The 19,303-nt window shown below is 34.6% G+C and carries 12 protein-coding genes and 1 pseudogene; all 13 read right to left on the bottom strand.

Annotated features, from left to right (window positions below):
- Nucleotides 1-3: 3 nt before the first annotated feature.
- Entirely contained in the window at nt 4-1,569 is a 1,566-nt protein-coding gene (murJ, locus tag THESIDRAFT1_RS06960; protein ID WP_006569928.1) for a murein biosynthesis integral membrane protein MurJ, read from the bottom strand.
- Nucleotides 1,570-1,581: 12 nt separating this feature from the next.
- Nucleotides 1,582-2,010 carry a 3-hydroxyacyl-ACP dehydratase FabZ gene (fabZ, locus tag THESIDRAFT1_RS06955; protein WP_004399949.1) on the bottom strand — a complete coding sequence of 143 codons (429 nt, stop codon included), beginning with the start codon at nt 2,008-2,010 and terminating at the stop codon, nt 1,582-1,584.
- Between the two features lie 105 nt (nt 2,011-2,115).
- Nucleotides 2,116-2,451 (bottom strand): rod-binding protein, encoded by a 336-nt coding sequence (locus THESIDRAFT1_RS06950; RefSeq protein WP_006569927.1) that lies wholly within the window; start codon nt 2,449-2,451, stop codon nt 2,116-2,118.
- 23 nt (nt 2,452-2,474) lie between these two features.
- Nucleotides 2,475-3,275 carry a flagellar basal-body rod protein FlgG gene (gene flgG, locus THESIDRAFT1_RS06945; RefSeq protein ID WP_006569926.1) on the bottom strand — a complete coding sequence of 267 codons (801 nt, stop codon included), beginning with the start codon at nt 3,273-3,275 and terminating at the stop codon, nt 2,475-2,477.
- A gap of 14 nt (nt 3,276-3,289) precedes the next feature.
- Nucleotides 3,290-4,045 (bottom strand): flagellar basal-body rod protein FlgF, encoded by a 756-nt coding sequence (flgF, locus tag THESIDRAFT1_RS06940; RefSeq protein ID WP_006569925.1) that lies wholly within the window; start codon nt 4,043-4,045, stop codon nt 3,290-3,292.
- Nucleotides 4,046-4,057: 12 nt separating this feature from the next.
- Nucleotides 4,058-5,089: a rod shape-determining protein gene (gene mreB / locus THESIDRAFT1_RS06935; RefSeq protein WP_006569924.1), complete on the bottom strand. Its 1,032-nt coding sequence runs from the start codon at nt 5,087-5,089 to the stop codon at nt 4,058-4,060.
- Nucleotides 5,090-5,220: 131 nt separating this feature from the next.
- Nucleotides 5,221-5,481: a sporulation transcriptional regulator SpoIIID gene (gene spoIIID, locus THESIDRAFT1_RS06930; RefSeq protein ID WP_003868976.1), complete on the bottom strand. Its 261-nt coding sequence runs from the start codon at nt 5,479-5,481 to the stop codon at nt 5,221-5,223.
- 130 nt (nt 5,482-5,611) lie between these two features.
- The gene (locus THESIDRAFT1_RS06925; protein WP_006569923.1) at nt 5,612-6,448 is read right to left on the bottom strand and encodes a M23 family metallopeptidase; all 837 of its coding nucleotides are present in this window, start codon (nt 6,446-6,448) and stop codon (nt 5,612-5,614) included.
- Between the two features lie 67 nt (nt 6,449-6,515).
- A complete protein-coding gene (spoIID, locus tag THESIDRAFT1_RS06920) occupies nt 6,516-7,568 on the bottom strand; it encodes a stage II sporulation protein D (protein ID WP_006569922.1) in 1,053 nt (350 codons plus the stop codon).
- A gap of 225 nt (nt 7,569-7,793) precedes the next feature.
- On the bottom strand, nt 7,794-9,281 hold the full coding sequence (locus tag THESIDRAFT1_RS06915) for an S-layer homology domain-containing protein (protein ID WP_006569921.1): 1,488 nt from the start codon (nt 9,279-9,281) through the stop codon (nt 7,794-7,796).
- A gap of 22 nt (nt 9,282-9,303) precedes the next feature.
- Nucleotides 9,304-11,877, bottom strand: a complete 2,574-nt coding sequence (locus THESIDRAFT1_RS06910; protein ID WP_006569920.1) for an S-layer homology domain-containing protein — start codon at nt 11,875-11,877, stop codon at nt 9,304-9,306.
- Nucleotides 11,878-11,889: 12 nt separating this feature from the next.
- Nucleotides 11,890-17,187 (bottom strand): IPT/TIG domain-containing protein, encoded by a 5,298-nt coding sequence (locus tag THESIDRAFT1_RS06905; RefSeq protein ID WP_006569919.1) that lies wholly within the window; start codon nt 17,185-17,187, stop codon nt 11,890-11,892.
- Between the two features lie 300 nt (nt 17,188-17,487).
- Nucleotides 17,488-19,187 (bottom strand): annotated as a pseudogene (locus THESIDRAFT1_RS06900) (PEP/pyruvate-binding domain-containing protein).
- Nucleotides 19,188-19,303: the final 116 nt, after the last annotated feature.

The following is a 19,303-nucleotide window of genomic DNA, read 5'->3' as shown; positions in this document are numbered from 1 at the left end:
AAATTAATTTCGTACAAGTTTAGAATTTAGAAATTTTATGCCTTTTTTGAGATAAGAAAAAGCAGACTTATCAGTAACCAATACAATAGTAGAGTAAATTATAGCCCCCACTAATATAGTTATAAACAGGACTATAACCTCATAAATTCTTTTATCTGACGGCATCTTAACAATTAAATTATTATACATAAAATGCACTATCACCCCCATTACAATTGCTGCAAACATTGCCTTTATAAAACTCATAAACATGTATTTCCCGCCTATTTTCCCAAGTTTTCTTTTTAAAGAAGTAAATAAAAGAAAAGTAGTAAATATGGCTGCAATAGAAGTAGAAAGTGCAAGTCCACCTAATTTTAAATATCTAACTAAAATTAAATTAAGTGCAATATTTAGTAATACAGCCATAGCACCATTTATCATAGGAGTTTTTGTATCTTTCATAGAGTAAAAACTTCTACTTAAAACATCTCTAAGGCCATACGCAGTCATTCCTATGGCAAAATAAAAAAGGGCAATTGAGGTAAGATATGTCGACCTCTCATCAAAAGCTCCTCTTTCGAATAATACTTTTATTATAGGCACTCGGAGTACCATTGCACCAACTGATACAGGTATTAATACGTATAAAATACCACTTACCGCAAAATTTAAACTCTTTAGAAAGCCTTCTTTGTCGTCAGCTACTGAATGTTTCGATAAAACAGGGTATATAACAGTTGCAATTGCTGTTGAAAAAATCCCCAATGCAAACATGTTAAGCCTATTGGCATAATTCAATGCTGCAATACTCCCATCAGGCAAAAAAGAAGCTATCACTCTATCCACATAAACATTTATAGTCTGTATCCCTGTCCCCATAAGTACAGGCATTGCCAATAAAATGACTCTTTTTACTCCTTCATCTTTAAAATTCACTCTTAACTTGATTCTGTAACCTAATTTGTATAAAACAGGCAACTGCATTAATGCTTGTATGAAAGTAGCAATAATTATAGAATAAGCTACTATCGTAATCCCAAATTTGCTCCCATATAAAATTGCTACTGTTATTACGATAATATTGTAAGGTATACCAATCATAGCAGGAACAGTAAAATGTTCCATCGACTGAAGAGCACCAGTGAAAATATTAGATGCAGCTATTAACACCATTGTAGGTAATAATATAGTCGTAAGTTTTACTGTCAACTCAAATTTTTCCCCTGTAAAAGCTGGCGCTACAAATTTTACAAGATAAGGTACAAATATAAAACCCAAGAAAGTTAAAATTACAGTCGAAATTAATACCACACCTAAAAGGTTATTTATAAAATCAAAAGCCTTTTGTTTCCCCTCTTTTTGTAAATATTCGGTAAATATTGGCACAACAGTAGTAGCTATTGAAGCAGTTACTGCTGCAAAAAGTATCATAGGTATGACAGTCGCCATATTATATGCATCCATGGAAACAGATGTACCAAATTGGGAAGCTAAAGCCATATCTCTCAAAAATCCAAATACTTTACTCAGTAGAGTTATTATCATTATGACGCTAGCCGCTTTTACAGTTTTTTTAGCCGTCGACATACATACAACTCCTTAATTTTCTTCAGTCATTATAAACATAAGCTCTGCAGTAGCTACAACTTCATCTCCAACTTTTGCAACACCTTTAGCTTTTACAAGCCCCATCTTTATAGAATCTATTAAAACTTCTAAAACAAGTTGGTCACCAGGCCTTACCACTTTTTTGAAGCGACATTTATCAATACCTGTAAAAAGCCCTAATTTACCTTTAAACTCTTCTATATTCATAACAGCAATCCCGGCTACTTGTGCCAATGCCTCAACAATAAGAACTCCTGGCATTATAGGATTGTCTGGAAAATGCCCCTGAAAAAAAGGTTCATTAGCGGTCACATTTTTTATTCCAACAGCTTTTTTACCTTCTTCAATTTCTATTATTCTATCCACTAATAAAAAAGGATATCTATGAGGAAGAATTTTTCTTATGTCTTTATTTTCCACCCTATGTTTCACCTCTTTTTAGCGGAATTAGAAGATATGACAAAACAGTGGCTTATCATTGATTATATCACAAAAAAATGAAAAATAAAAAGGGCAAGCGCCCTTTCACACTTTCTTAGAAAGTTGATTATATATTTGGTCAGCCAGTCCAAAAGAACCATTTTGCGCCAATATTTCAGCATATTTATCGTACAGCATAGAAGTAAAAACATCATTTGCTAGGCTATCTCCCGTCAATGGGTCTTCTGGAATTGTCTTTATCATCTCATTTAACATAAGCCCTATAAAAGTTGCCTCTAATTGCTGACATGCTTCTTTAAGCTTTTTACTGTCTTTGTCTTTTATCGCCTGTTGTATTATTCGTTCAAAATCACTTCCATCTTTTTGCAAATCAATTTGAAATTTATTTATGTCACTGTTATTTATAGGATTTATTTCCATGCAAGGTCATCCCTTTCAATAAATTATCTTCTCAGATTATTTGCAATTCCCAGCATTTCATCAGCTGCTTGTATAGCTTTTGAATTTATTTCATAAGCTCTTTGTGCGGCAATCATGTCCACCATTTCCTTTACAACTTGGACATTTGAGGTTTCTAAAAATCCTTGCATGACTTTGCCCATTCTTCCTTGAAAGTCATCTCTTGTACCAGGCTGCCCTGAGGCTTCTGTTGGCTCATAGAGATTACTACCCACACTTAAAAGTCCCTGAGGATTGACAAAATTATAGATTCCTAAAGTAGCTACTTCTTGAGTAGTTCCATCAGGATTTTTTACGCTTATTACACCCATTGGCGATACTGATATATCTTTTTCAGTGCTGTCAAAAACTATGGGATTACCGCTGTCATCTAATACAGGATAGCCGTCAGCAGTTACAAGCATTAAAGTGTTACCGTCAGCACTTAATTTAAAACTTCCATCCCTCGTGTAATAAACTTTTTCATCCGGTCCTAACACAGCAAAAAAGCCTTCTCCATCCAATGCCAAATCCAAAGGATTCTCTGTCTGCTGGAGGCTTCCTTCCGTAAAATCTTTTACAATTGCTGAAGGTCTCACGCCTACCCCTACTTGCATATTGACAGGTTTACCTTGTCCACCATATACGTTTTCTCTTTGTAAAGTTTGATATATTAAATCTTTAAATTCGGCCCTATCTCTTTTAAAAGCAGTAGTATTTACATTCGCAAGATTATTCGCGATAACATCTACGTTAAGTTGCTGAGCAGTCATGCCAGTTGCTGCAGACCACAATGCCCTCATCATAATTTTCATCCTCCTTATACTTTTCCAACTTCGTTGACAGCTTTTCCAAGAGTCTCATCAAAAGCAATTACAACCTTCTGATTTGATTCATAATTTCTCATCACGCTTATCATATTTACCATTTCTTTAACGGAATTCACATTTGACTGTTCTAAAAAACCTTGCTTTATTTTCCCTGTTGCAGGAATAACTTGTACATTGGCACTGTTATCTATAAAAAATAAATTATTGCCCTCTTTTCTTAAACCATCATAATTATCAAAATCCACAATTCTAAGCCTGTCCACCAATTGACCATTGTTTATAATATTGCCCATCTCATCAACAGAAATGTCTCCTTGTGACAACTGTATAGGCCCATTTTCCCCTTCTACAATATATCCCTCTTGTGTGACTAAATACCCATCTTTGGATAAAGTAAAAGAGCCATCCCTTGTATACCTTTGACCATTAGGGGTATTTACCACAAAAAACCCATTGCCATCTATCGCAAAGTCTAACTTACCATTTGTTTGAGAAAAAGCACCTTCTTCAAAATTTGTATGAAAAGTGTCAACTAACACGCCGTAATCCATTCTTCCAATTTTCCCGTTAGGCGGTGTGTTATCGCCACCATGTCTTGTTACTTCAAAATTTGGGAAAGAGGAAGTAACTACCACATCTCTTTTATATCCTACTGTATTAACATTTGCAAGATTATTCGCCAAAACATCCATTATCTTAGTTTGGGTAATCATCCCCGAAGAGGCAGTGTAAAGCCCTCTTAACATAAAATCACCTTCTTACTTATTGATTTTGTATACGTCTATTACAGTTTCTGATTTTTCTAATAATTCAAGAGAATCCAATGCTTTCCCTGCACCTAAAGCCACACAACTTACAGGGTCATTTGCAAGATATACAGGTGTATTCATCCTTTCCCTTAAAAGCCTGTCCATTCCTTTTAGCAATGCTCCGCCCCCCGTGAGTACTATCCCTTTGTCACTTATGTCCGCCGCTAATTCAGGAGGTGTTCTTTCTAATACACTGTGGACAGCTTCAACAATTTCTTCAAGAGGCTCTTTTAATGCTTCACATATTTCACTGGAAGTCACTTCTACATTCTGAGGCAAACCTGACATTAAACTTCTCCCTTTTACTAGCATTTTCTCTTCTTTACCGTCAAAGTAGGCAGTACCTATATTTATCTTTATTTCTTCTGCCATTCTTTCTCCTATTATTATATGATGTTTTTTTCTCATATGCCTTATAATTGCCTCATCAAAATTGTCCCCCGCTACTTTAATATTTTTAGACACCACTGAACTCCCCAAAGAAATTACGGCTATGTCAGTGGTGCCTCCCCCAATATCTACAATCATATTTCCACTAGGCTGTGATATATCTAATCCTGCTCCTATGGCTGCCGCAATAGGTTCTTCGATGAGATAAGCTTTTCGCGCTCCTGCTTGTAATGCTGCATCAATGACAGCTCTTTTTTCTACCTGTGTTACGCCACTTGGAATACAAATCATTATTTTGGGTCTTAATAAAAACCTTCCCCCGCAGGCTTTGTTTATAAAATACCTAAGCATTTTCTCTGTAACGTCGTAGTCAGAAATTACTCCCGCCCTCATAGGCTTCATGGCTAATATATTCCCTGGCGTCCTGCCTACCATTCTTTGTGCTTCTTCGCCAACTGCAAGAATTTTATTAGTATTTCTATCAATTGCTACAACTGATGGTTCTTTTAAAACAATTCCTTCCCCTTTGATGTAGACCAGGACAGATGCCGTGCCAAGGTCAATTCCGATATCCTTAGAGATCGCAAACATCCAAACACACCTTTCTTATGTATTTCGACAAAAATGGCATCCACTTAAATTATCGACATTGATGCCGAAATGTTTAATTTATTATCAATTTATTAATTCGCTACAAATTTACAAAATCCTCTTTTATTTTCTTAAAATTTATTGTTCGTTTTTTGATATTTTATTTTAGTTGCTTTTCCTCCTCTTATATGCCTTTCCGCTTTATTTTTGCTTAGAATCTCTCTCACTTCTTTATATAATTCAAAGTTTATATCTGGAAGCCTTTCTGTCACATCTTTGTGAACTGTGCTTTTGCTAACTCCAAAAACCTTCGCAGCTTCTCTTACAGTTGCTTTGTGTTCTACTATATATTTTGATATTTCTAGTGTTCTCTCTTCTATGTAATCTTTCAAACCCAAAACCCCCTTTAAATTTTTCAAATCTCATTAATATGTATATGCCAAAACAAAGCCATTAGAATATTTATAAAAACAAAAAAGACTTGAATACGGGAAGTATCCAAGTCTTTTTAAGCAGGTGTTCTTATTTAAAATATGCTATTGGATCAACAGGTATTCCATTTTCTAAAAGTTCAAAATGTAAGTGGGGTCCTTCCCCAACTTCAAACTTTGCTGATTCTCCTATTTTCCCTATTTGCTGTCCTCTTACTATTTTTTCTTGTTCCTTTGCTAAAATCTCATCGCCTAAATTTGCATACCGTGTTTCCCATTTTCCATTTTTTATAACAACAGTATTCCCTAATTTTGGATCTTTATATACCTTTGTCACAATTCCATCCATAGCTGACAATACAGGTTCTCCTAAGTTTGATCCAATATCTACACCTTTATGAGTTGTCCATTCTTGAAGGGTTTTTGAAAATACAAGCTTATCTTTAGCAAATTCTAATATTATGTCTCCATTTACAGGCTTCAATAAAACTAACATCGTAGAAGATAAATTACTATCTTTTTTTATTGTGGATGTAGTACTTGCCATAACAGTTGCTACTTTGCTGTTTGTTAAACTATCATTTTTCCCTGAACTTTTAACCTCGTCACTATTTTTTGTTGCCGGTTGAGGATTTTCTTTTTTGTCAGATACGTTATTTTCTTGTTGTTGGCTGATAACAGCTGTAGAATTATTTTGCTGTTCTTTTTCTTCCTGAGCTTGCGCTAGTTCTTCTTCATAACCCCAATCACTTTCAATAGCTGAATTAATTTCTTCTTGCTGTGCTTTTCTGAGTTCTTCTAATTTTTTTAAATTATTATTAGTAACATAAACTGATGTAGCGGCTATCACTACTACGGATAAAAATAATACTATGTAAAAACCCTTTCTATCAAAAAATCTTATTAAATTTTCCCTGTTTATTCTCATATTTTTCACCTCCAAATGGTATTTTAACCATCAACTTAATTATTTATACAAAAAATACAGCACTTTATCAGTGCTGTATTTTCAATAAATTTTCAATTTTTACTATTTCTATCCCTGTATAATAATATTTCAATATTTCGTCAAACTTTTTCCCTTGTTTCGCCATTGCATTTGCTCCATATTGACTCATTCCCACTCCGTGACCATAACCTATGACGGTTATTACAATGTTATTTCCTTGTGCCTCAAAGCTAAAATTTGTAGAATTTAAATTAAAAATTTCTTTTATATCTTTACCATTAAAAGTTATATTCCCTATTTTTAAAGTTTTAACGTGCCCAACTTGTGTTCTTTCTACATCTTTTATTTGATTTAAAATATTGCTATTATCCAATTTCAAAGAAGGCTCTTTTTGCTTTAATTTATTTATAAATTCTTCTTTTGACACTATAACAGTAGTTTTATATTTTGATGCTGCCTCTTCTCCAGGAGAAACCACACTTCTTAAATAGGGAATTTTGCTCTGCCATACGTCCTCAGAATTCTCTGTTTTTCCTCCACTTATAGCATGATAAGCTGGCACAATTAAAGCATCATCGTAAACTAATACAAGCCCTTTTGTATCTTCTACTGCTTGAGATATTTTTGCATAGTATTTATCAAAATTTTCTCCCCATTTTTCCTTCAGCTCCCCCTCAGATTGCCATGCTTGGCAATGTTCCGAATCAGTGCACACATCAGCCCCCGGATGTAAATCACAGCCTTTTCCTCCCAAAGCTATTTCTTTCGAGAGCACATAAGTCCTCGCTGCAACAGCTTGTGCCTTTAAAGCTTCCATTTCAAATTCTGCAGGCATTTCTGCAGCAACTACTCCTTTTACGTATTCCTCTAAATCCATTTTCTGGATTTTGTTTTGATTTGTTATAAAGACATTCACGGTATGGTACAAATCTGTATTATCTAAATTGTCTAATTTTACTAGCTTCCCTCCATCAATAAGTTTGACCTCACTCGCAAGCGTTGAGGAAGTTTTGTGAGAATTAAAGCCAAAAACTATTATAGAAGGCAAAATTATTAAACTAAAAAATATTAAAGAAATTCCATAAATGGCATATTTCATTTTTCCCCTCCGATTGTGAACTACTAAATAAAATATATGTCCTTATGTATATATTTATTCTATTGTCTCAGGTGGCAGCTTCCGCCATCCGTGGCTCCAGCCCCGCCTCCGTCATCACACTTGCTAAGTTTAGTTACTGCTTTGTCGCGAGTTGCATTACTTTACAAAATGCCAATCTTACAAAATAGTTTGTCTACAGTCTGAACAATAGACTTATCCCTTGTCTTAATTATGATAATTTAATATCCTCATTACATAATCAAAAGTAAGGTCGTTCATCATAAAATTTATCATCCTCGAAATCATTGAAGCAGCTTCTTCTCGCGTAACATAGCCATCAGGGTTAAACCTTCCATATTCATCGCCTGATATAAGTCCTATCTCCCGCGCCACATAAATACTCCTTTTTGCCCACAATGGTATAGCGTAGTCATCTAAAAAACCGGTATCAAAATTTCCTGAAGGAGCGAGGTTCTCAAGCCCCAAAGCTCTTATAAATATCACTGCCGCTTGAGCACGAGTAAGAGACCTTGAGGGACTGAACTGATTTGGAGCAGTACCTGAGATAAGCCCTGCATCACTGGCTGCTTTTATATATCCATAATTCGGATCAGTAGTAGATATATCAATAAAAGGTGAAATTTCTATAGCGCTTTTGTTTCTTGCTGAATAAAGCGTACTCTTGGGCGGTTCATACGGTTTTAATCCAATTGCTTTTGCAACTGCAACGGTAAAGTCTGAGCGCAATATGGGAAGTTTAGGACCAAAGTATTCTGAGTCATTAGGAAATACTTCCATGCTCATCAATTTTTTAATATCCTCTTTTCCCCATGTTCCATTTATGTCTTTAGCCTGTGGGACCACCAATCTATCTTCGAATGACACACCATCAAGTTTCAAACTTCCATTTCCTATGTTTCTTCCTATTTCGTTGCCGTTATCATCTAGTTTTGGGAGATTATAAGTGTAATTCATCATGTCACCGCTATTTCGCCTTAAAAGATATCCACCCCTAAAACTTATATATTGAGGGTCATTTTCCACATATTCAATACTGGATTTATCAGTAAAAGATACATTTACATGAGCCTCTCCAACCCATTTTTTTACTTCTCCATTTGACCCCATTGTGCTTTCGATTAAATAATTTATTTGATGTGTATCAGCACTTCCGTATTTATGAATAAATCCTACTGTTTTGTCATCTATAGTCACTTTTACAGTCCCTTTATTGCCATTGACCCTGTATAATTTTACGCCTGAATAGTTACCAGCATAGTAAGTTACACCTGGGTTTATGCTTTTTACTTCAGAGCCTGAGTATATATATCCATTATTTCTGTCTAAAGTGTAAGTATTTCCCCCTATTTTTATGTTTTCAGTATATGTCTTAAGAGTAGTCTGACTAATCATTTGGTTGTATTCAGGTTTTTTTGTTTCTTGGGTAACAAAAGTAAGGGAACGTGTGAGTTTGTCTCCTGAATCGGAAGCAAGGTCATACCTATATGTTGTTGTAGTAGTATCACCTCTTACAGATTGATTAATTTTAAGAACACCACTAAATATAATAGGTTGTCCCGTTATAAATACAACTTCTTTGTATTCTTGCTCATTGGCAATACCACCTTCAAAACCTGCATCATTGGCAAAAACCTGGACAGGAAAAGGAATCAAAAGGGTGAATATTATAACTAACCCTATAATTTTTTTCATTGCAATTCCCCCAATGTTTTTCTTACTTCACCGTTACAATAACAGCAGATGACCCATTTCTTATAATATAGAGTGAATCTCCCGGATTTATAGAACTTATATTGACTGCCTGTCCATTTTTAATTATTACCGTTTTTGATACATCTACTGTATCAAGAGAGGTATTCAGATTCCAAACCCCATTTAATTCATTCCAATCATTTACATTATTTAGAGTTAACTTGGTACCATCAATAGATACAACATCAGCAGTAGACACTCTTTCTTGCCCCGTTGAATTCATAATGTTTATTGCAATAGCATTGTCTCCTTGTGATACCACATACACATGGGCAGAGGTGTATTTAGATTTTCCATATTTTACATCCAAAAGCTCTGTGTAGGGAATAACTTTTGAATCTTTATCTCTATTGTCAACTATATAAGTTTTATCTCCCACATAGAAAGTTTTTGTGCCTCCTACAATATTCCATTGATTGTTTTGTATAGCATAATACCCATATGCTTGATACCACCAACTTGTATATAAGTTACCAATAGTGATAGAATTTGATGTTGCACTGGTTATAAAACCTTTCGCATAGTAATATTCTGGATATACACTATCAATTACTGAGATGAAATTAGCATATAAGCTTCTATCCGTCTGGGAAAAAGATACATATACTTGTTTATTTCCTATAAGTGAAGTATAGGGTATCTTCATTCCATCTTTTAAAATAATTGTGCCGTCGTTTACAGTTACTTTTCTGCCATCATTTAATGTAAGAATCATCGATTGAGTATCAAAACTTGCAATGCCACTGTAACTCATTGTAAAACTTGGGGTTATGTTTATAAACGTAATCGAATCTGTTCCAAAGTGCTTCTCAACTGCAGCATATATTTGATTTCCTTTGTAATTTTTAAGGTCTTCTTTGCTGACCTCAAAGCCATTGTAATATATTTTAGCTTCATCTAAAGGATAATAAGCAAAATTATTTGCACTTTGCCATGTACCTTGATAATACTTTTCCACATTGTTTATTGAAATAGAATTGTTGGAAGCCAATAAACTTCCGAGATTTCCTCTTATGATATAGTAGACTTTGTGATATCCATTTTCTACTAATACCTTGATGGGTACATTTGTATAAGGGTCATCAAAATACAAATTTACATAGTCTCCCTCTTTTATTGAAGACAAAGGCACAGCATTTCCATTTTTTATAACAGGCACATCATAAGCAATAGAATAAAACTGTCCATTGTCTAATTTAATATTTATGCCATTATCTTGTTTATCTATAGCCATTATGCTTCCTGTTACTTGTCTTGAGCCTGTATCGATTTTCCCACTTCCCAAATCTTCATAATCAACATTTATTGCATAAGCCGTGTTACCATTAAGGTATACTGTGACAGTTTGACCATATCGTAAATCTTTTATAGAAGCAGGATAATCATTTATATAGATTTTTGTATTAGGGTTATAAGAAAATACATATTCAACTCCTGATTCAGATGTAAGTGTTATGTTAGAAGCTGATATGTCTTTTATCTCTCCGTACAAAGTGCTCTGAAATACAGGGTTTTTTTCAGCAAATATCACATTTTGACCGCTTATATAAAAATTCACATTATCCCCTTTTTCAATAGAATCAGAAAAAGAAGGAACTCCATTGCTAATAGTCAAAAAATCTGAATTATGAACTATTCCTTTTGAAGAATATGTTCGTTGAACCACAATATACTCATTTTGCCCTTTATTATTGAGAAGAACAAAAGTTTTCTTTATACTATTTTTCCCAGCAACCTCTTCGTAAAGTATATCCTGCACTGTAGCATTTATTATTGAATAGCCCATTAAATTATACCCTAAGTTAAAAGCTCTACTCAAAACTGACGCCATCTGCTCTCTGGTTATGTTGTCTTTAGGTCCAAATTTACTATCATTGTAACCTGTCATTATTCCACTTTTTAAAACTGCTTCAATATATGGCATATAATCAGTATTAAAACTTTTAGCATCCGAAAAAGCATAAACTTTTTGTAAATCTTTTCCGTAAATCGGCGCAAGATTCAATCCTTTTGCTATCCAATAAGCAACTTCCTCTCTTGTTGCATTTGCTGTAAAATCCAAAGCCATATCCTCTTTCCTCAAAAGATTATTTTTCGCTGCCACATCAATTATTCCTTGTGCCCACGAATCTACTTTGGGACCTGATTGAGAAGAAGCATTATTTTGCCCAGTCTGATTAGAATTAGCAGTAGGAGGGTTACTCCCCCCTACTGCAGTAGAGGAGGATATAGGTGTTTTTTGTACTTGTTCTTCCAGTCCCATTAGTCTTACAATATATGCTATTGCCTCTTCTCTTTTCAAATAGCTTTTAGGATAAAATTTTTGACTTCCTCCACCTCTAATAACTGAAAGAGCAGTCATTTTCATTATGTCATTTTTAGCAAAACTATCTTTTATATCTTTGAAGGACATATTGTAATAGATGCTTTGCACATTGTCCGTACCGTAATATACAGGATTGTCCGAAGCATAAGTATAAACACTATTTAAAACAAATAGAATTATTGTAAGTAAAATTGTAAATATCTTTTTCAACTTTCTCACTCCTCAATAAATAACAGCTAACCTGCCTGGATAAGATATATCACCTAATACATTATTCGATGCGCTATCTACTATCATATTTGATATACCATTATTGTTTATTGACAGCCCCGTAGCTGGTACACTACTCATGTAAGCCGTTATATACATGAGCTTTGAAAAGCTTATATTTTTGTTGCCAAGCCTATTTTTGTCAACATTTATATTTACATTTACTTTATTGTAAAAAGCTGCATAATTACTTGTTTTGCTTCCGTCAATTTTTTCATAACTCATGTCATAAATGTCAGATAATATCTTATACCCTTTTGGCATATTTCTTGATATTTCGTCATAAGTCTTATCCGATAGCTTATTTATTGTTATTCTGTCATAATCTCCTGATAGGTAGAGGCTGTTAAGGGTAAATTTTATATTAAATCCAGGCATTATAACCCATATAGTGGTAAAAGTCTTATTTTTATTTTTAGATGGTATGTTTATAACCCATTTGCTTATATTTTTATATTGGTTGCCTGTCAAATCAATTTTATAAGTAGTCGTATTTAAAATATCATCTCCTAATGTAATGACCAGCGAGCCGTTTGCTGTTGCATAAGTAGTGTCATTTTTTACTCCTGTAACAGAAGTGTCATATTTGCTGTTAGAAAAAGTATCAGTAGTAGCATAAGTGTATACAAAATCACTGGGGCCCAAATCATTTACAGCTCTCATGGCAAAGGAGTAAGTAGTATTTGGCAAAAGATTTGTCACGTAATACTCCAATTTATCTGTTGCAGCGATGAATTTGTAATCTGCCGAATTAGCTGTCTTACCATAGATTTCATAGTATTTTGCTCCTTTTGCCTCTGACCAATGTAAATATAATGTATGGTCGTTACCGGCTATTGATTCGGCCCAAAAGCCTACTGGATTATCCGGTACTGTTTGCACATAGGTAAAACCTTGAGGCAAAACAGCATTTGCATAATCGGGATTTCTCACAATTACATCTACTTTTCCCTCTGCATGCCCTGGGGTTGTCACGACAATCGTGTTATAACTTTTCACAATTACATTATAAGCTTCTACATCTCCAAAAAACACCCTTGCACCCTGTCTAAAGTCATTACCTGTTATGGTTACTGTTTCTCCTCCTTTTGTAGACCCTGTATTAGGAGTAATAGAAGTTATCTTCGGGTTGGACTCTGTAGCGATATACATAAATGCTTCCTTTAAAGTATAACTTCCTCCGTCATCAATATTAAACACTGTCACATCCACAAGACGGTCTAAGTCTTTCTGCGGGTCTGCGGCAGGAGTGATTACAGTAATAGTATCAGAGGTATTCGCAACTACTTTCGCTTCATAAGCATCAAAATATACTTTAACTTTTTCTCTAAAGTCTTGTCCCTTGATAGTTACATAAGTGCCCCCATTAATACTGCCTTTATTTGGAGTTATAGAAGTTATTAAAGGATGTGAGTTTGGAGATACATACTCTATTTTAAATACAGCAGTCCCTCCATCTGGATTTACCACCTTTAATTCCTTCATGCCTACTTTGTCCACTGGAGGAGCAGTAAATTTTATCATTGTACTGTCTACAACTTTTACATCCTGCACTAAAGCTCCATCAATATAAACAGAAGAACCCGGTACTACTAATTTGCCGTTATCATATACAGGAACTGCAAAATCACTTCCTATGATAATACTATAAGTTCCTCCAGCCTTGTCAAACTTTGGAGGTATAACTTCTTTAATCTGAGGTTTAGATTGAATATAGGTATATCCATTCTCAAGGTAGCCAAGTCCTGCATCATAGTTTACAACGGTTACTCTGACTTTTCCAGGCGCGTTAGGAGGTGTAATAACTTTTAAAGTTCCATAATCAATATAAGTGACCTTCTCCGCTTTGACATTTCCAAAATACACTTCGGGGCCTATTGGATTGCCGTTTTCATCTTTTAGTATATTTCCATTTTCGTCTTTAGAAATTCTAAAGTCTTGACCATATATGGTCACTTCTTGTCCTCCATAAGTAGAGCCGCTATTAGGTTCTATCTTTGTAATGACAGGCTGGCTGTTGGGCACAACATATGTAAACCCGCTTTCCCCCTCATGAAATCCATAAGTGTAATTGCCACCATCATAGTTTACAACAGTTACATAAGTTTTACCTGGAACTCCTGGAGGAGTAGTAGCAGTTATCGTCTTTCCATCAGAACTTACAGTTACGTTTGTGGCTTTGTTGCCTCCTATAAATACTTCTGCACCCCTTCTAAAATCACTTCCTTCAATCAAGATAGAAGTACCACCCTTTACTGTACCAAAGTTCGGATATACAGAAGTTATTATTGGGCTACTTTCTGGTACAAGGAAATGAAACTTTTCGGGAGCCACAGCTTGAGCAGTATCAGGATTTACAACTTTTATATCGTAAAGGCCAGAGTACCTCATGTCAGGTATTATTCCTGTAATTGTCGTGTCATTTATTACATACACATTTTCAAGAACAGTATCTCCTATATAAGCTTTTGCTCCTTCGCTATCCCCAGCTTTCAGTGAAAAGTCGCTTCCAAAAATGTATATAAGCGTCCCTTTGCCGCCGTAATTAGGAACAACTTTAGTTATCTGGGGCTTTGTCTCAATCAAAAGATACTCAAATCCATCTACTAATGTCGCTGTACCGCCATCAGAAGGATTTACAACTTGAACTATTTTTTTGCCCAATGTCCCCGGTGGAGTAGTCGCATCTATTTCAGTATTGCCACTTAAGACTTTTGTGACGGTTGCCTGCACTCCATCTATTGTAACTATGCTTCCCTTTTCAAAGTTGCTTCCCATGATTTTGATAGGTGTGCCACCTTTTGTAGGACCTTTACTAGGGTCAACGGAGGTAATAGTCGGATTCTTTTGAGTATCTTTTATCTCAAAAGCATTTTGCAAAGTCACACTTCCGCCTACAGTACCACTTATGCCATCGTAATTTTGAATTGTCACGTCTTGCCATCCAACTGTATAAGGCATTTGTGTTTCAGGTACTATAGCTTTAATCTTTGTACCAATGTTAAGTTTCTTTCCATCTATTATATTGCCATCTTTGTCTTCAACAGAAATTACTTTTAATTGAATATTTCCAATTCTTACATCAGGATATTTAGCCATATACACCCCATCTATGACTGTCTGCCCTACATAAAAATCACTACCTGTTATTGTAATAAAGTTACCACCATATTTTGAACCAAAATTTGTAAAAATATTGCTTATAGAAGGAGCAGTATAGTAATAATAGCCTTTTGGGTAAATTGCAAAGCCTCTATTGGCATCCGCATCCTTATTTACAACTTTCACGTCTACATAACCCAAAGCAGTAGATGGTGGCGAAATAACTGTAAGCACTGACTTATTGTCTCCACCAGTTGTTAAATCTTTAACAGTAGCTAATTTATCCCCAAAGTACACTTTTACACCTGGCCTTATATCAAATCCCTGAATAATCACTGTATCTCCACCGGCACGGCTTCCCGAACTGGGTGATATGCTTAAAATTTGGGGATTTGAAGGCAATGGATTGTAAGTAAATTTTGTAGGTGGAGAACTCTGTTCAGAGTAGTGCATAACTGCATTTCCATTAGCATCTTTTATAGTCGTTTCCACTGTAACAACCACATCTACTGGCATATCTTGTCCAGGGGGATTAAGTGTCACACTAGGAGACAACACATTCAAAGTTTGTTGTCCTGTTCCAGGATTGAATATGCTTTTTATCTGGGCTTTGTTACCGCCAAAAGTGACATAAAGTTTTCTTTCTCTGGAACCTTCTACTAAATTTCCTGTTGCAGGGTCTTTGTAAGTGTAATTTGTATTGGTATAAGTTATCTCTGTGTTGTCAGAATTAGCAGTGTAAGTGGACGGGTCATCGCTTCTTTGAAAATTAAATCCCCATAGTGTTACATCTGTGTTTCCGTTTTCATATCCGTGGTCGGGATTCATATCAACAACTACCATAGTATCTTCAACAGCAAGGTAGAAAAATCCATTTTGTTTGGTTACAGTATACCCTGTAATAGGGTCAACTAAACTCACATCCACAGGACCGGACTTACTGTAAGGAGGCGTAGTAACTTGTATAGCACGCTGATTTGCTGTAAGACCAGGCAAAGTGATACTTTGTACACTTTTTGCTACAACCCCACCGAATTTTACTATTAAATCTTCTCTTAAATTTTGTCCTACAATTATAACTTTTGTTCCTCCTGATACAGAACCTGCATTTGGAGTAATATTATCTATAGTAATTACAGCAGGTGTAGGTATTATTTTTAAAGCATTCACAAGAGTAGCAGTAGAACCGTCAGCTGCGACAATATCAATATTTTGATACTCAAGTGTCGTATCTTTAGGAGCAGGAACCTTTACAGTCATTTCAGTATCGCTTACTATATTTACATCTGAAGAATTTACAAGATTCGCTCCTACATACACTTTAAATCCGCTACCAAGAGTGGAAAAACCATGACCATATATAGTAATTGTATCTCCTACAATGACAGTATACTGAGATAATCCTGTTATGTCTTGATTTACAGCATAAATATTCGTTTGCACTGTATTAGAACGCCCACGGTATATATTTGTGACATTTACAGTGTATAAAGTTGTAGGGTCTATGTTAATGTTTTGAGGAATAGTCGTAATAAGCACAGAACCGCTTTGCGAAACAACTGAAGCTGTTTCTCCGTTGATCTGAGCTAATCCTATGTCATTTAAATAACTTCCTTCCATTCTTATATATGACTTTGTAGTTCTGCTTATAATATTGCCATTGGAATCTTTGACAAGTGTAATAAAGTTATCAAGAGCTACTTTTGAAATATATGGGTTATTTATATATGTAAAGCCATTAAATATAGCTGCACTCTGTCCGTCACTTCGCTGAACTATTATAGTATAAGGAGTATCTGGGCTAAGACCAATTTTAGACGCTGGGGGAACTTTTGCATAAATTGTATTTTCATTTGCACTTAGTATTGTGAGCTTATTGGAATCTATGGGTGAATCAATGTAAACTGCACTGACAGAAGAGACTACATTGCCATTTGTGTCGTATGTAACAAAACCGCTTCCTGTAATTTTTATGTCAGTGTATTGGTCAACAGGACCTTTAGCAGGAGATGCCATTGTCCCATCTAATCTCAAAGAAGCTACCGATGTTATATTTGGAGAATATGCTCCATATGCTTTCGACATATTTCCCGGGAAAAGTGACAATATCATGCTTACAGCAATAACCAATGACAAAAATCTCTTCATTCGACATGCTCCTCTCAGATTTATGAATAAATGGTAAAATGTTCTATGTGAAACAATTCTCAAAACACCACTCTAACCTTATTTATCGGCATTTTAAAGGCTAAACTTTAGCAAAAACAAAAAAATAGCTGCTTTAAAGCAGCCTATATGGGTTGGGGGTGCAGAATATATTAAATTTTATGGGGAAAAGGGGAATCATTCTTACAGTTTAAATTATATTACATTATTTTGGTACTTTAAATAGGACTTAAGTCTCATTTTTTGTTATTTTTATATCTTTTTATACATAAATCGACTTTTTTATTTTTCTTGTGCTATCACATATCCTATCATTTTATCTCCATCTAAATAGGCGTCGAACCGTCCTTCAAAAATTTTTACTCCTGTGTCGATATATGCCCCTTTTTTAAACCATTCTTCGTTAAAAATGTTATTTTCATATCCATCAAAAACTGGCATATACAAAATATTGTCTACATCTAAATCAGCAAAAAAGTGTGTACCATAAGAAAGTTCCGGCATAAAATCGCCATTTTTTATTCCAAGTTCTACAATCATAGCGGCATTAGATATCTCGTTGTATATAACAGGTACCCCTAAATAGGGATTGGAGGACCCCCATCTTCCCGGACCTACAAGAATGTATTTGTCTCCTATACTTTTATTGAGTCTACCTATTATTCTCGCAATTTCATGTTTATCTTTATATTGGCTATAAACTTCATGGTCTACGTATACTATATATCTTATGTTTTTCAAGATGCCATTTGTAAGCATCCTATCCCCTTTCAACAAGACACATTTTTTTTCAATATCCTTAGGAATGTGGACTTTTCTGAAACTTTCGTAAGAACTCAATGGTCGTGTTTGAAGAAGATAAAATTCGCCTTTTTTTAAGTCATAAGTGAATTCAATATCAACCGCCATTTCCATCTCTTCTTCGAGATACTTAAATAGTTTAGAAATTATATTAAAAAATCCTTTATGCCTTCTGGAAAAATTTTCAAATGTAAAGATATATTTATTAGAGGCATCACTGCTATTTAGCATATTTATGTCAAAAATCGCATTTTCTCTTTTTGAATATATTTGAGCAATATCACCTATTTTTTCATGATAAGCTAAAAATTGAGGTGTTTCATTGATGTTATAAGTATCTACTTCTCCTGTGATTAAATTTAATACATCAAAAGCTTCTTGTGAATTTTTGGCAATTTCTTTAGGATTATTGCCTTCGGGTCGTAAGCGCAAATTAGTTAGAGAAAAAATTCTCGCATATCCTCTACCTGTACACTTTGTCCCTAAGCCAAAAACTAATCTCACAACTCCATCTTCTATTTTAATTCTGTCAGTCCACCGTCTGTAGTTTCGAGAGAAGCCTACTCCAGAAACCTCTGGATAAAAGTACATGCCTTTTTGTGAACCTATCAGTTGTTGCACAATTACCCCCATTAATTCTTTTTGATCAGGAGCATGTTTTCTCCTATATGCGACAGCATCTGGGCCATATACGCTTACATAAATCTCTTTAATAGCTTTTTCTAATTGTTTAAGCCTTTCTCTATCTGTACCTTTGTTAGGAATAAAAGTGGTATAATACTTGCCAGCGAAAGAATATTTTACATTATCTTCTAATAAAGAAGAAGACCTCACAGCTAAAGGATAATACATTTTATTTAAAATCTCTGTCAGCATTTTTTTATATTCTGGAGGAAATTTAGCTTCTCTAAATCTCATTTCTACTTCCTCATAAGGAGTATCTTCCGTTATATCATTCAAATTATTATAATCTAAAAACATTTGATAATAATCAGTAGCTATAAAAAAGCTTTCAGGTATTTTTACACTTTGCTTAAAAACATCGTTATATTTTTCTAATACTTCTTCTGCAAAACAAAGTCCCGAAGCTTTCCCTCCAATATGCCCTTCTCCAAAAATTCTCTCATTATTTTTTTATTCAAGCGAGGATCATAATCTTTATATAATAAAGTCCCAACCATTTTTTCACCGCCTATTGACATTTTAACTTTACACAAATTATAACATGAGATTTTTTAGTAAACAACAAAAAACCTCCCACAAAATTTCTTTGTGAGAGGTAGATATTTTCATTCAG

This window comes from Thermoanaerobacter siderophilus SR4, assembly GCF_000262445.1.
GTDB classification, from domain to species: Bacteria; Bacillota; Thermoanaerobacteria; order Thermoanaerobacterales; family Thermoanaerobacteraceae; genus Thermoanaerobacter; species Thermoanaerobacter ethanolicus.
This window is presented reverse-complemented; position numbering and strand designations above follow the sequence as displayed.

Excerpts from the sequence above, each read along its gene's own strand:
- murJ (WP_006569928.1), bottom strand. The coding sequence starts at position 1,569 with ATGTCGACGGCTAAAAAAACTGTAAAAGCGGCTAGCGTCATAATGATA.
- THESIDRAFT1_RS06950 (WP_006569927.1), bottom strand. The coding sequence starts at position 2,451 with ATGGAAATAAATCCTATAAATAACAGTGACATAAATAAATTTCAAATT.
- flgG (WP_006569926.1), bottom strand. The coding sequence starts at position 3,275 with ATGATGAGGGCATTGTGGTCTGCAGCAACTGGCATGACTGCTCAGCAA.
- flgF (WP_006569925.1), bottom strand. The coding sequence starts at position 4,045 with ATGTTAAGAGGGCTTTACACTGCCTCTTCGGGGATGATTACCCAAACT.
- mreB (WP_006569924.1), bottom strand. The coding sequence starts at position 5,089 with ATGTTTGCGATCTCTAAGGATATCGGAATTGACCTTGGCACGGCATCT.
- THESIDRAFT1_RS06925 (WP_006569923.1), bottom strand. The coding sequence starts at position 6,448 with ATGAGAATAAACAGGGAAAATTTAATAAGATTTTTTGATAGAAAGGGT.
- spoIID (WP_006569922.1), bottom strand. The coding sequence starts at position 7,568 with ATGAAATATGCCATTTATGGAATTTCTTTAATATTTTTTAGTTTAATA.
- THESIDRAFT1_RS06915 (WP_006569921.1), bottom strand. The coding sequence starts at position 9,281 with ATGAAAAAAATTATAGGGTTAGTTATAATATTCACCCTTTTGATTCCT.
- THESIDRAFT1_RS06905 (WP_006569919.1), bottom strand. The coding sequence starts at position 17,187 with ATGAAGAGATTTTTGTCATTGGTTATTGCTGTAAGCATGATATTGTCA.